This window comes from Wohlfahrtiimonas populi, from assembly GCF_002006795.1.
Taxonomy (GTDB): Bacteria; Pseudomonadota; Gammaproteobacteria; order Cardiobacteriales; family Wohlfahrtiimonadaceae; genus Wohlfahrtiimonas; species Wohlfahrtiimonas populi.
Map to the genome: position 1 here is coordinate 32,590 of NZ_MVDN01000010.1, position 13,384 is coordinate 45,973.

Consider the following 13,384-nt stretch of genomic DNA (forward strand, 5'->3'; position numbering starts at 1 on the left):
TGATTTATACCTTCACTAAAATGATATTTTTAGGATCAATTCTAATTCCTACTGAATCGCCTTCATTCAATGCCTTAACATCTGCATAAATGTTACTGGAAACAACTGTTTGATTACCTACTTTCAATGTTACTTCACAGCCATCTTTATCTGATTTATGAGAAATGACTTCGCCTAAAATGCAGTTCTCTGTTGTATTTGGTACAACATCTACATTTGGCGCTTTGATGAGCAAAATGAAACGGCCATTTTCCTCAATCTCTAGTAGCTTTGTACTTTCATCAGTGATGGTTGCTTTTAGAATATTCTCTGCACCAATGTCAAAATAGATATCATCATGAATCCCAAATGATTCAATTTTCACAACTTTGCCTGATAACTGATTGCGCGCACTCGTTTGAAAGCGTAACTGCTGTAACAAGTTAATATCTACTGCAAAACTTTGAGAATATTGGCTCATACTTTTCAAAAATGCTGAATGAGCTTCTTGGATTAAATCAAAATGTTTAACTAATTGTAAGCCACGCTCCGTTAAACATGTGCCACCACCGCCCTTGCCGCCAGTAACACGAACAACCAAAGGTTCATCCGATAGATTATTCATTTTATTGATGGCATCCCAAGCAGCCTTATAGCTCATTGGCACAGCTTTCGCTGCATGAGTAATAGAACCTGTATTTTGGATCTCTTTCAATAATTTAATCTGTTGTGGGTTACCAAAATGAACACCTTCCGCTGTTAACCGGAGATCACCTTCAAAGTTAAACATTTGTCACCTCATAATCTGCTAATTGACGAACACACAACTGGCGCAATTGGTCAATCTCTGCATCATCTTTTAGGGCTCGTTTAGGAATGATCATATAATGATCTGATGAATCATAAAATACTATGAATAACTCGTCTGTTTCTAAATAAGCTGCGTAATCATCCCATGTAATTACTTCGGCAACCATGCCACATTCATAGATAATTTTTTCTTCAGAGAAAGTCAGCGTTTCCAGCTCTCCTGCATTCACCATTTTATAAAAGTTACGACGCACAATCCAACGTTTTGCATAACCTTGATGCAAAATGAACGCAATCACAGCAATGGTTCCACCTAAAAAAAACTGACCAATTGCCATGAAAGCAATCGCAATGAGCCATAAAGCAATCTGCACATATAAATCTACTGAGCCTTTATTCAAAGCCTGACGGAAAGCCTCATCTGCATGATAGTATTCTTCCAACGTTGCAATATAGGCAACTTTAATCTGCATCCTATTTTCCTCGAGTTATAATTGCTGACTCATATCGTACAACGTAAATCCTTGCGGTTCTATTGCGATATTCTTACCCAAAGCTAATACCTTAAAGCGTTCACCCATTTCGGCTGGTAAAACGAGTATTTGGATCGCCTGCGCGATTTTATACCATGCCATTTCATCACTGATTTGCTCTTTAGCTTCTGTAAGCATCGCTTCCAAACCATTACCGTATAAGAAATAAGCTTGGGATGTATAACCTAAGAAATCTAAATCAGCTTCTAAACCTGCTTCTGCCAACAATGTGAAATCCACATTCGCAGTCAAATCCTGCAAGCCTTGGAATAATTCCCAACTGTTGTGCACACGATGTTTAAAGTGAGCGATCAACGTGCCTTCTACACGCTCTTGCATATAATATTGCTGACGACTATAACCATAGTCAATCATCAATACAGCACCTTTTGTGAGTGTTTGAGTGAGATTAGCCAACCAATTTTTCACCATCGGGCAAACTTCACTCAAATAGCCATCGGGCAATGTGATATTTTCTTCCGCCAATTGTGCCATAAACTCTGTTAATTGCTCATCTTGGCGATGTGCAACTGTGATGAACTGTTCAGATTTTTCATCATAACCAACATCTGCATAATACGCTTCGCCATTTTGAATCGTAAAGCGTTCCACAGGCAATGCATCCACAATTTCATTGCCAATGATGCAACCTTGCCATGCTTCTTTCGGTGGCTCATTCAACCAAATCACACGGTCAATCAAATCAGGATGTGTTTTGGCAATACTTTCACGCTGTCTTTCACGCAAAACTGGTGAAATTTCTAGGATATAATAATGCTTTGGCAATGCATTGATCGCTTTTAACTGCGTTAAAATATCTGTTGCCATCACGCCTGTGCCTGCCCCCACTTCCATGACAGAAGGCGATTCGCACAGTGCTAAAATCTCTGCGATCTGATTGGCTAAGCAATAAGAAAAATAAGGTGAAATCATCGGCGCAGTCACAAAGTCACCTGAACTGCCAAATTTAGGTAAAGCACCGGTGTAATAGCCCAGCTCAGGATGATACAAGCACTCAGCAAAGTATTCGCTGAATGGGATTGAGCCATTGGCCTTGATTTTCTCAACCAACAAATGCGCTAAACGCGCACTATGTGCGCGCTCATCGTCTGTTAGCTCAGGAAGATCTAACTCAACCTTCATCGAACCGTTACCTCACCGTAACCACCTGCATGTCTTTTCACATGAACTTTTTGGCCTGGGAAAAGATCTTTAGGTTCTTTCAACATCACAACCATATAACCTTGTTCTTCAATTTTCACACCAACTTCTTGTTGGTTATCTTCACGAATAATCACAGAAGAGATTTCACCATTGCCTGTATAAGCCGATTTTTGATCTTCAGGTACAGGTGCATTTGCACAACCCACAACCATTAAACCTGTCAATACAGCTGTTAAAAATTTAACCTTCACCATTGCCTCCATTTTCTGTCGGTGCTTGTGTATTATTGCGTTGATGTGATTTGCTACGACCGCGCGTGTGCATATTGCGTGGGCGACGGCGCTTATCAAATTTACGCTCGATCTTATCTTCTGCTGATTGAACCATTTCATTATTGTCTGAAGATTCTTCCACAGCATCTTCTACGATGAATACAGGTTCTTTCTNGTACAGGTGCATTTGCACAACCCACAACCATTAAACCTGTCAATACAGCTGTTAAAAATTTAACCTTCACCATTGCCTCCATTTTCTGTCGGTGCTTGTGTATTATTGCGTTGATGTGATTTGCTACGACCGCGCGTGTGCATATTGCGTGGGCGACGGCGCTTATCAAATTTACGCTCGATCTTATCTTCTGCTGATTGAACCATTTCATTATTGTCTGAAGATTCTTCCACAGCATCTTCTACGATGAATACAGGTTCTTTCTCAGCTTTTTCAGATTTCTCTGATTGTTCAGTTGATTGTGGACGTTCAGTTCTTGGCTTATTGCGATTCTGATTTTGACGAGGTTTATTCGATGATTGATTTCTGCTTGGCTTTTTAGGTTCAACCAATAAATCATCTTCCAACTGAATGGTTGGGATTCTCATCTCAATGTATTCTTCGATGTCAGGTAATGAGTAAACATATTCTTCACATGCAAAGCTGATTGCAGTGCCTTCTTCGCCAGCACGCGCTGTACGGCCAATACGGTGAACATAATCTTCCACATCTTGTGGTAGATCATAGTTGATGACATGCGTTACATCAGAAATGTGTAAACCACGTGCTGCAACATCCGTTGCTACCATGATGGAAATTTTTCCATCTTTGAAATCACCTAATAAACGTTCACGTTTATTTTGTGGAATATCACCAGATAATACGCCAGCTTTATAATCATTTGCTGCTAAGTAATTAGAGATTTCTTCCGCTGCACGTTTTGTGTTCACAAAAATGATTGTGCGAGCTGGTTGTTCTTTTTTCAACACACCGAATAGCAATGAAATTTTATCAGGTGAACCTACATGGATTAAGTATTGTTTGATCTTATCAGCCGTTACGTTATCCGCTTCGATCTGAACTTTTTCTGGCATATCCATGTGCTCATACGCTAATTCTAAAACGCGCTGAGAGAACGTTGCTGAGAAAAATAGATTTTGGCGCTCTGTTACGTCTGGCATTTTTTTGAACAAGTAACGAATATCAGAAATAAAGCCCAAGTCGAACATGCGATCTGCTTCATCCAATACGACAACTTCGATCTCTTTAAGATTCAACTCACCTTGCTTATAGAAATCTAAAATGCGGCCAACTGTACCAATCACTACATCCACATCTGATGCTAAATCACTGCGTTGCTTCTCGTAACCAGTACCGCCATAAATACAGCTGAATTTTAAGCCTGTGTAACGACCTAACATTTCTGCATCTTCATAAATCTGAATCGCTAATTCGCGCGTTGGTGCCATGATGATGGCAAAAGGCCCACGCTTGCCTTGCTGAACTGGAACAGTCATCAAACGATTCAAGGTTGCCAATAAGAACGCCGCACTTTTCCCCGTGCCCGTTTGCGCTTGGCCAACTATATCTCTACCTGCCAATAAAAGTGGCAATGATAAAGCTTGAATTGGAGTACATTGCACATAATTGTTATCTTCTAACGCTTCTTGCAAAGATTCATCAAGCGGTAAATCCTTAAACATTATGTGACTTAATTCTGGTTTTGCCATGTGTATCTTGACCTTTGATTGAAATGTGTAATAAACAATTTTTACTGAAAGCGTTTAAACTTTAAATACAAACTATGCTTGTTATTTCTAACTAATTCCGTTTTAATAAACCAGAATTTTAAATAACAGACTAAAATTGTCTATTATAAATTATTTTAAGGAGTTTTATCATGAGTAATTACGTTAATGCAACAGATGCTACATTTGAAGCAGAAGTTTTGCAATCAGATCTACCTGTTTTAGTGGATTTTTGGGCTGATTGGTGTGGCCCTTGTAAGATGATTGGCCCACACGTTGAAGCTGCTGCTGAAACGTTTGCAGGCAAATTGAAAGTTGTTAAGTTGGATGTTCAAAACAACCAAGCAATCGCAACTCAATTACAAATCCGTTCAATCCCAGCATTGATGATTTTCAAAAATGGTGAAGTTGTTGATACGCAAGTTGGTGCAATTCCTAAAGCTGCATTAGAAGCTTTCATCAACAAAAACATCTAATCTTTCATTAGATTACAGTATTTAAAAGGCAGGTTTTCCTGCCTTTTTTGCATCTTAAATACCCGAAATATCTATTGCATCATTTTTCAACTATAATTCTAAAAGCTTTCCGTTATTGAACGATTCTCAAGGAGATGACAATGTCACAAAGATCTAGCATTACAATGAAAGGCAATCCAATCACATTATTGGGTACAGAAGCAGTTGTTGGACAAGAAGGCGCAAACTTTAGAGTAGTTGATTTAGGTTTGAATCCTGTTACTTTGGATAATTTTGACGGAAAAATTAAAATCATCTCCGTTGTGCCATCGATCGATACAGGTGTTTGCTCAATTCAAACTAAACGTTTTGAAGAAGAAGCAAAAGCATTGGCAGATGTTGCAGTACTAACGATCTCTGTGGATTTACCATTTGCACAAAAACGCTTTGCAGATGAAAACTCTATCAACCATCAAAGCATGTTGTCTGATTACCAAACCCATGATTTTGGTGTTGAATATGGCTTCGAAATCGAAGGCTTAGCATTGTTATCTCGCGGTATCGTTGTGTTAGATAAAAACAACATCATTCGCCATGTTGAATATGTTCAGGAAGTGACTAACGAACCTGATTATGACAAAGCATTGGAAGTTGCAAAATCTTTATAATTTTCTAAGAAACAGATATTTAAAAGGCAGGAAACTGCCTTTTTTATTTAAGCGTGATTTAATACTTATAATAAAACCTTGAAGGAAAATTATGTCTAATAAATTATTATGCCCAGCCTGCAATACAAATATCCCTATCAATACCAGCCATGCAAAAATAATATTAAGGTACCCAAAAACCAATACAGAAAATGATGAAAGTTTTATTACATTAAGTTGTTATCATTGTGATCAGCTATCTATCTGGGATTGTAGAGAAGCACCAGATGTTTTTCACGTAGTTTACCCTTCAGCTATCACAGCAGAACCAGCTCATCCTGATATGCCAGAAGAAATAAAAGTAGATTTTGAAGAAGCGAGAAAAATTGCCAAAGATTCTCCTAGAGGAGCGGCTGCGTTATTGCGATTATGTCTTCAAAACCTTTTAATTCATATAGGTAGCCCAGGAAAAACTATTGATAAAGATATCAGCTTTCTAGTTAAAGAAGATATTTTACCACGACACTTGCAACAGGCTTGTGACACATTAAGAGTGCTAGGTAATAATGCTGTGCATCCTGATAAAATTGGGCTAAATCTACAAGATAATAAAGATATTGTTCATGCTTTATTTAAACTAGTAAACCTATTAATACAAGAAAAAATTAGCAATCAAAAAGAAATTGAATCATTGTACAATCTCATCCCTAAAAATTTACAAGATGCTATAAATAAAAGGGATGATAAAAATACATCAGAATAAATCTCTATGAAAATTTAAAACTACTACTAAAACAAAATCCCTTGCGTAGCAAGGGATTGTAGAGACTCTTAGTTAAATACAGAAGCTAATTAAGCTTTCATATCCACAACCATTCGGCCTTGGATTTTACCTGCTTCCATTTCTTCAAAAATAGCATTCACATCAGCCAACTTACGTTTTTGCACAACTGGCACAACTAAGCCTTCTGCCGCGAATTGGAATGCTTCTGTTAAATCTTGGCGTGTGCCAACTAAGCTACCAATCACTTCAATGCCATCTAGCACTGTTTTAACAATTGCTAAATCCATTGTTTCTGATGGCAAGCCAACTGCGATAACTTTACCCGTTGCACGAAGTGAATCTACAGCCTGATTGAAGGCAACTTTTGATACAGCCGTAACAACCGCTGCATGTGCACCACCAACATCTTCTTGGATTTGTTTAGCAACATCTTTGATTTTTGCTGAGTTATAAATCAAATCCGCACCAACTTCTTTTGCTAACTGCAATTTATCATCATTAATATCAACGGCAATTACTTTGGCATTGAATACTTTCTTAGCGTATTGCACAGCCAAGTTACCCAAACCGCCCACGCCAAAAATCGCGATCCATTGCCCTGCTTTCACATCTGCAACTTTTACAGCTTTATAAGTAGTTACACCCGCGCAAGTTACACTACTTGCTTGGAACGAATCTAAGCCATCTGGTACTTTTACCGCATAATCAGCAGCAACAATACATTGCTCTGCCATTGCACCATCCACAGAATAACCTGCATTTTTCACGCTACGGCAATAGGTTTCTTTGCCTGTAATACAATATTCACAAACGCCGCAGCCTTCAAAGAACCAAGCAACACTTACGCGATCGCCCACTTTCAAGCTTGTTACGCCATCCGCAACTTTAGAAACTTTACCAATACCTTCATGACCAATCACTCGCCCGGGCACTTTACCAAAATCACCTTTTGCAACGTGTAAGTCAGTATGGCAAACGCCGCAACATTCTACATCCACCAATGCTTCACCAGGCTTTAGATCACGAACTTTTAGCTCTTTAATTTCAACTTTACCGTCACTATTTTGATTGACAACTGCTGCTTTCATAAAAGCTCCTTATATTGTTTACATCAATTAAAATAAAATTTTATTAAAATATTGATAATGATTATCATTTACAGTGCAAAATCTATCATACTATTAATTAGAAAAATAAATCAAAAATTTAGTACCCATTTAATTCTAATAATTTGGAGATCAAAGCTTTTTATAGAAGCACATCGAATTTTAGCGCTATAATAGCCGACTTAAAATTTTCATCAGTCGAAAGGAAACACAATGGAACTCAATTTACATTACGAAAAAATTGATGACCTCTTAACAAGATTGCACGATCTTAGGGGGTATCTTTGACTTTGATACAAAGTCAGAACGATTAACTGAAGTTCTCATGGAACTTGAAAGCCCTGAAATCTGGAATGATCCAGAATATGCACAAAAGCTCGGTAAAGAGCGCTCTTCTCTAGAAAACATCGTTTACAACATTCGTGATCTGACTGCTCACTTAAGCGATGCGAAAGACTTATTAGAACTCTGTGAAATGGAGAATGATGAAGATTCTCTCGAAGCAGTGTTAGCTGATATTGCTACTTATGAAAAAGATGTTGAAGCATTAGAATTCCGTCGTATGTTCTCTGGCGAATTAGATAGCGCAAGTGCGTTTATGGACATTCAAGCAGGCGCAGGCGGTACAGAAGCACAAGATTGGGCTTCTATGGTGATGCGTATGTATTTGCGCTGGGGCGAAGATAAAGGCTTCAAAACTGAGATCCTAGAAGAATCACCTGGCGATGTTGCAGGCTTAAAATCTGCCACAATCAAATTCGAAGGCGATCATGCTTATGGTTGGTTAAGAACAGAAACAGGGATTCACCGCTTAGTTCGTAAATCACCTTTCGACTCTAACAACAAACGCCATACATCATTCTGCGCTGTGTTTATCTCACCCGAAATTGATGACAATGTAGAAATCGAAATCAACCCTGCTGATTTACGTATTGACGTTTATCGCGCATCGGGCGCTGGCGGACAGCACGTTAACAAAACTGAATCTGCAGTACGTATTACTCACTTGCCAACGAATATCGTTGTACAGTGCCAGAATGATCGTTCTCAGCACCGTAACAAAGAAGTCGCAATGAACCAATTGCGCTCCAAGCTATATGAATTTGAAATGCAAAAGCGTCGTGAAAAATCTGATGCTTTAGAAGATTCTAAGTCAGATGTGGGTTGGGGTAGCCAAATCCGCTCTTATGTATTGGATCAATCACGCATTAAAGATCTTCGTACTGGTTACGAAATGGGTAACACACAAGCAGTATTGGATGGCGATCTAGATGGCTTCATTGAAGCTAGCTTGAAATCAGGCCTATAAACCAAACAAAAAGCTCTTGAAAACCAAGAGCTTTTTTCTTTCCACTCAACCACCTTATCTTATGAAAATTTGTATCATTGGCCCATCTGGTGTGGGCAAAACAAGTATCTCCCAACAATTGTCTTGTAGATTGAATATCACCAATCATGAATTTGATGATATCTATTGGGATTTATCTAATGAGCATTATGTGAAAAGCTCACAAGAAAATATGGATGTACGTATTCAAGCAATCCTGCAATTGGATCAATGGATCATGGAAGGCGCTTACGACAAACGTTTACTGCCCTTTTTTCAAGAATCATCCACGATTCTTCGCTTAAAAATTCCTTATTGGCTCTGTGCTTTTCGCTTAATTAAGCGTTTTATTGGTGCGCAAATCACTCATAAACAGCCTATAGAAACATGGGCACATACAGTAGAACTACTCAAGTTTTCTAAAAACTTTGATCAAAGGTTAGATGAATTTTTCAAAAAGTATCCTGAGCTTTCAGACAAAGTTGTGGTTGTGAAAGATTTGGGTGGATGTGTTCAAAACATTCCACAGTAATATTATGTAGGAATAAAAAAAGCACCCTTAGGTGCTTTTTCATACTCAGTCATTATTATTAATTTTTCTTACAAGTATTAATGCCAAACAATGGATATAACGGACAAAAGCGGATGGCTCCAGCCAAGATTGGCACCAAGCCAACTAAACCCCACAATGTTTTTGGTCCCCAAAAAATTAAACTCAATATGAATAGACCAATAATGAAGCGAACCACCATATCAGTTGTACCAATATTCTTTTTCATTTTCTCTCCTCATTTTATAAATTACCAAAGGTAACTTAAATTTATCATATCATAAAGAAACCCAAAGGAAATTAGAAAATTTAATTATTTCAGCTTAGAAAATTTCTCTGCACTATGTTCGAAAGATTGGCTAGATAGAACTTTAGCTAGTCGCTCAATGGGCGGTAAATCCACTGTTGCCTGCATTTCATTATTTGGCGCTTTCGTGATTTTTACTTTGCAGTAAATTAAACCACTGTGAATACCTAATTCTTCTTTCTCTTGTTTGAGCGCTTGTGCGGTTTCTGCTTTCAAATGCCCCACAGGCATGCCATTGATCAATATACGATGCTGAGCATGATTATCTCGACTCAATATATTTTGTGTGATCATCCCATCCATAATATTCACTGTTTCAGTTGATCGCGCTGTGATGATTTGCAAATTTTCTTGATGAACTTTTTCAGTCTCTAAAACTTCATTAAAAGCGCCATTCGCACAGACATAAAAAATATTGCCAGAGCCAATATGCTTTTTTCTGAATGAAAAAAAGAGTTTATAAACAATCGCAGATATTGCCGCCATAATGGCTAAAAGCCCTAAGATTTTTAACATAGTTACTCCGATTGCGATATTGCCCTAAAACGATGATGGTAATCAATATTGAGGATCGTTACAATGGCAAACTATTCTCAATCCTAATCTTTCGAGCAAATCATGACTCAAACCATTACTTTTATTGATAGCACATATCCTGAGCCACATAATCTACGTGAATTTGTTTGGTCGGGTCGATTAGATGATCAGGGTAAATTATGGTTTGACTTGCACTTAATCAGCGAAGATTATGATGCCAATGAACCTGATGATTTTGAAGATGAAGAAACAGAAGATGATGAACATACAAGCTTGGCTTACTGGCAAGCGAAAGACCTTTGGAATAATTATCATAACTGCATATTATCTTCGACTCATTGGTCAGATGAGCAAGGTTTTCCAGTGGGTGATGCTGACAATCCCTTTGAGTTTTCAGCATTGAATGGAAAGACATTTCACATTGATGATGAACCATCTTTAGAAGATGAAGAATTCGCTTTTAGTATTTATCTTGCAGGGCATGATGCTTGTGCTAATCATGAAATCACATTTAACCAACAAAATGATGGTAAATTCCACATTATTTGGCAAGGTGATATTGCACTGCTTTATAGCGGATTCACAGAATTCATTCATCAATTTAAAACAGATTTAAATGATGTTGCTTTTGATGGTTTTTATTTTTCGAAAGATTGGAGCTTAGAGAAAGCCACAGTAGAGTTTCAAAAAGTATTAACAGATTTTGAAAACTATGAGTTTGTTGTGATTAATCCTAAGCATAATTTCCCGCAATATAAATTGGTGAGAATTTAGCAAAATAAAAAAGCCCCATAAAAATTTAAGGGGCTGTTGAAATTTAAGTCATGATAAAAAAGTGTTAATACGTGAGACTTGCCAAATACTGCTTATACTCATCCATTGATAAACCATTCGCCAAAACAACGGATAATAACAATCTAGCTTTTTTAGGACTCAACCATTCACTCATCGTTATACCTTTATTTTGAAGATCTATCTCCCCACCAACATAGCCATAAGTTTGAGATGCAGTTGAACCTTTAAGTGTTGCAGAAGAAACAACAATAGGTAGCTTTTGTGCTAGCTCACCTAATTGATTAGCCATATCTTCTGATACATGCCCTGCACCAAAAGCAGACACGACAATACCTTGATACTCAGCAGCAATCATATCTAGTAATTTTACGGAATCACTTAACGATGATTCCCATAAAAATACTTGAGGAATAGATTGTTGAGGTCTATCAAAAACATATCTTTTGGATGGTGCTTTAAAATATTGGCACTGACTTTCAAAGACAGTTCCAGAAACTCCAACTTGTGATTGAAATGCATCAACATCGGCAGTGTGATTTTTTTGAACCCATCGCGCTTCATGAATCCAGTTATTCATCACAACCAACACACCACGCCCACAACTATTAACAGAAGATGCTGTTAGAAGTGAAGCCAATAAATTACCAGGACCTTCTGCACCCGCTTGTTGAGGCGATCGCATTGCTCCCATCAAGACTAAAGGCACATCGGAATCCCAAAGTAAATCCAATAAATACGCAGTTTCTTCTAAAGTATCTGTGCCTTGCGTTAATACAATACCTTCAGCACCTTCACTCACTTGCTGTTTTGCCCAGTCATAACATTGTAAAACATGTTCAAAGGTTATATAACTACTGGGTACTTGCAAAATATTTTCAGCAAAAATTTCTAAACCATCCAAAGGTTGCCCAACAGAAGCAATCAAGTCTGTAGCAGTCAAGCGCGGTTTAACACCAGCTTCCGTTGCTTCTTTAGTCATACTGACTGTGCCACCTAAGGAGCCAAGTGAAATTTTAATGGTAGTCATAATATATTCCTTACTTCAATTTTCCTGGACGCACTAATAACATTGCAACCATACCAATACAAGTCACTACAGCTGCTGCTGTAAACATAGCGCCATAGCCCGATTGACTGACTAAGTAACCCGTCAATGTTGGTGCTAATACCGCACCAATATTAGAAAGGAAATGCATCATTCCACTGTATGTACCAATTTTCGCTTTAGGTGTGGTATCAATCACAACCGTCCAATAAACCGTATTTGCTAATGCATTTAAAGCATTACCAATCGATATCAATGCAATCACAGCAGCAGCACTACTCACAAAATTAACAGAGATGAAACAGATCGTTGTGAAAAATAAAATACTTGCCGCAAACCAACTTCTTGCAATCGTTAATTTACCAGTTTTTTGGAATAACCAATCTGAAAAACGTCCACCTAACAATACTGTGAAACATGCACCTACCCAAGGAACCATCCCCATATACCATAACGATGACAAATTGTAGTTAAACTGATCTTGCAAAAATTTTGGAGTCCAAGTTAACAATAAGAAATTCACATAAATGAATGCAAAATATCCTACAGTATTAAAAATTAATGTACGACTTTGAAAGAAATCAAACCATCTTAAACTAGAGCCTTCTTGGCTAGCCTGTTCAGCTGCATTTGCAGATGCTATTTGACTTGCTTCAATTTCAGCTAACTCTTCTTCTGATACATATTTACTTTCGCGAGGGCTATTCGTAAATACACGCATTAAGAAAAATAATGCAACTAACCCAACAATACCTAAAATGATAAACATTGCTCTCCAACTGCCTGTTAATGCTAATAAGCCAACGGACACAGGTGCTGTTAACAATGCTCCTAATGGTGTACTTAATAAACCAATACCTACAACAAAGCCACGTTCTTTAGGTGTTGCCCAATTACCAATTGTTTTATTAATAATTGAATAAGCAGGTCCTTCAGAGAAGCCAAATAATACACGCATAATTGCAAAGCCTGCTAAAGCAGAACCACCAAAAAAACATCATGCCTATCTCACCAGCAAATGCTGTACCTACTTCAAAAATTGACCATGCAATACCTGCAATCAACCAAACCTTCTTTGGTCCCCAATAATCGCCTAATGCACCACCAATCAATGCACCAAACATGTAACCATAGCCAAAATATCCTAAAATTTTTCCCCAATCTTGATTATTAAAACCAAACTCTCCCATAACCTGAGACCCAGCATAAGATAATGCACCACGGTCAATATAGTTAATTAAAGCAACCACCAAAACCAAGAAAAATATTTGATAACGAAATTTATTATGTGACTTAACCATATCTAACTCCTTTGATACCATTCGCTGTA

General features: G+C 37.8%; 15 protein-coding genes and 1 pseudogene. 6 read left to right on the top strand and 10 right to left on the bottom strand.

Annotated features, from left to right (window positions below; all coding sequences use genetic code 11):
* Positions 1 to 4: 4 nt before the first annotated feature.
* The 5 genes from BZK16_RS10735 to BZK16_RS10760 form a co-directional block, all read right to left on the bottom strand.
* A complete protein-coding gene (locus tag BZK16_RS10735) occupies positions 5 to 769 on the bottom strand; it encodes a molybdenum-dependent transcriptional regulator (RefSeq protein WP_077928895.1) in 765 nt (254 codons plus the stop codon).
* Positions 762 to 1,262, bottom strand: coding sequence for a YcxB family protein (locus BZK16_RS10740; protein WP_077928896.1), 501 nt, complete (start codon positions 1,260 to 1,262; stop codon positions 762 to 764). Before BZK16_RS10740 ends, BZK16_RS10735 begins: the two co-directional genes overlap by 8 nt.
* A gap of 15 nt (positions 1,263 to 1,277) precedes the next feature.
* The gene (locus BZK16_RS10745) at positions 1,278 to 2,465 is read right to left on the bottom strand and encodes a class I SAM-dependent methyltransferase (RefSeq protein WP_077928897.1); all 1,188 of its coding nucleotides are present in this window, start codon (positions 2,463 to 2,465) and stop codon (positions 1,278 to 1,280) included.
* Positions 2,462 to 2,737, bottom strand: coding sequence for a hypothetical protein (locus BZK16_RS10750; RefSeq protein ID WP_077928956.1), 276 nt, complete (start codon positions 2,735 to 2,737; stop codon positions 2,462 to 2,464). The genes BZK16_RS10745 and BZK16_RS10750 overlap by 4 nt, the downstream gene beginning before the upstream one ends.
* Before the next feature lie 255 nt (positions 2,738 to 2,992).
* Positions 2,993 to 4,483, bottom strand: coding sequence for a DEAD/DEAH box helicase (locus BZK16_RS10760; RefSeq protein ID WP_077928899.1), 1,491 nt, complete (start codon positions 4,481 to 4,483; stop codon positions 2,993 to 2,995).
* A gap of 170 nt (positions 4,484 to 4,653) precedes the next feature.
* Between BZK16_RS10760 and trxA the strand changes: the two genes are divergently transcribed.
* The 3 genes from trxA (at position 4,654) to BZK16_RS14630 (ending at position 6,366) form a co-directional block, all read left to right on the top strand.
* Complete coding sequence (gene trxA, locus BZK16_RS10765; RefSeq protein WP_077928900.1) at positions 4,654 to 4,977, top strand: thioredoxin; 324 nt, start codon at positions 4,654 to 4,656, stop codon at positions 4,975 to 4,977.
* Between the two features lie 140 nt (positions 4,978 to 5,117).
* Positions 5,118 to 5,624 carry a thiol peroxidase gene (gene tpx, locus BZK16_RS10770; protein ID WP_077928901.1) on the top strand — a complete coding sequence of 169 codons (507 nt, stop codon included), beginning with the start codon at positions 5,118 to 5,120 and terminating at the stop codon, positions 5,622 to 5,624.
* Between the two features lie 91 nt (positions 5,625 to 5,715).
* Positions 5,716 to 6,366: a DUF4145 domain-containing protein gene (locus tag BZK16_RS14630; RefSeq protein WP_233145280.1), complete on the top strand. Its 651-nt coding sequence runs from the start codon at positions 5,716 to 5,718 to the stop codon at positions 6,364 to 6,366.
* Positions 6,367 to 6,455: 89 nt separating this feature from the next.
* Here the strand turns inward: BZK16_RS14630 and adhP are convergent, their stop codons facing one another.
* Positions 6,456 to 7,475: an alcohol dehydrogenase AdhP gene (adhP, locus tag BZK16_RS10780; RefSeq protein ID WP_077928902.1), complete on the bottom strand. Its 1,020-nt coding sequence runs from the start codon at positions 7,473 to 7,475 to the stop codon at positions 6,456 to 6,458.
* Positions 7,476 to 7,706: 231 nt separating this feature from the next.
* Between adhP and prfB the strand changes: the two genes are divergently transcribed.
* Both prfB and BZK16_RS10790 read left to right on the top strand, forming a co-directional pair.
* A protein-coding gene (gene prfB / locus BZK16_RS10785; RefSeq protein WP_096777519.1) for a peptide chain release factor 2 occupies positions 7,707 to 8,802 on the top strand; the annotation gives its coding sequence in 2 pieces (ribosomal slippage) (positions 7,707 to 7,778 and positions 7,780 to 8,802; 1,095 coding nt in all).
* 61 nt (positions 8,803 to 8,863) lie between these two features.
* On the top strand, positions 8,864 to 9,352 hold the full coding sequence (locus BZK16_RS10790; RefSeq protein WP_077928904.1) for a P-loop NTPase family protein: 489 nt from the start codon (positions 8,864 to 8,866) through the stop codon (positions 9,350 to 9,352).
* Positions 9,353 to 9,410: 58 nt separating this feature from the next.
* Here the strand turns inward: BZK16_RS10790 and BZK16_RS10795 are convergent, their stop codons facing one another.
* Together BZK16_RS10795 and BZK16_RS10800 are read right to left on the bottom strand one after the other, a co-directional pair.
* Positions 9,411 to 9,599, bottom strand: coding sequence for a YgaP family membrane protein (locus BZK16_RS10795; RefSeq protein ID WP_077928905.1), 189 nt, complete (start codon positions 9,597 to 9,599; stop codon positions 9,411 to 9,413).
* 84 nt (positions 9,600 to 9,683) lie between these two features.
* Positions 9,684 to 10,193 carry a hypothetical protein gene (locus tag BZK16_RS10800; protein ID WP_077928906.1) on the bottom strand — a complete coding sequence of 170 codons (510 nt, stop codon included), beginning with the start codon at positions 10,191 to 10,193 and terminating at the stop codon, positions 9,684 to 9,686.
* Positions 10,194 to 10,295: 102 nt separating this feature from the next.
* Between BZK16_RS10800 and BZK16_RS10805 the strand changes: the two genes are divergently transcribed.
* Positions 10,296 to 10,988, top strand: a complete 693-nt coding sequence (locus BZK16_RS10805; RefSeq protein WP_077928907.1) for a hypothetical protein — start codon at positions 10,296 to 10,298, stop codon at positions 10,986 to 10,988.
* Positions 10,989 to 11,052: 64 nt separating this feature from the next.
* Here the strand turns inward: BZK16_RS10805 and BZK16_RS10810 are convergent, their stop codons facing one another.
* Complete coding sequence (locus tag BZK16_RS10810) at positions 11,053 to 12,036, bottom strand: asparaginase (RefSeq protein ID WP_077928908.1); 984 nt, start codon at positions 12,034 to 12,036, stop codon at positions 11,053 to 11,055.
* 10 nt (positions 12,037 to 12,046) lie between these two features.
* A pseudogene (locus tag BZK16_RS10815) lies at positions 12,047 to 13,355 on the bottom strand (MFS transporter).
* Between the last annotated feature and the right edge of the window lie 29 nt (positions 13,356 to 13,384).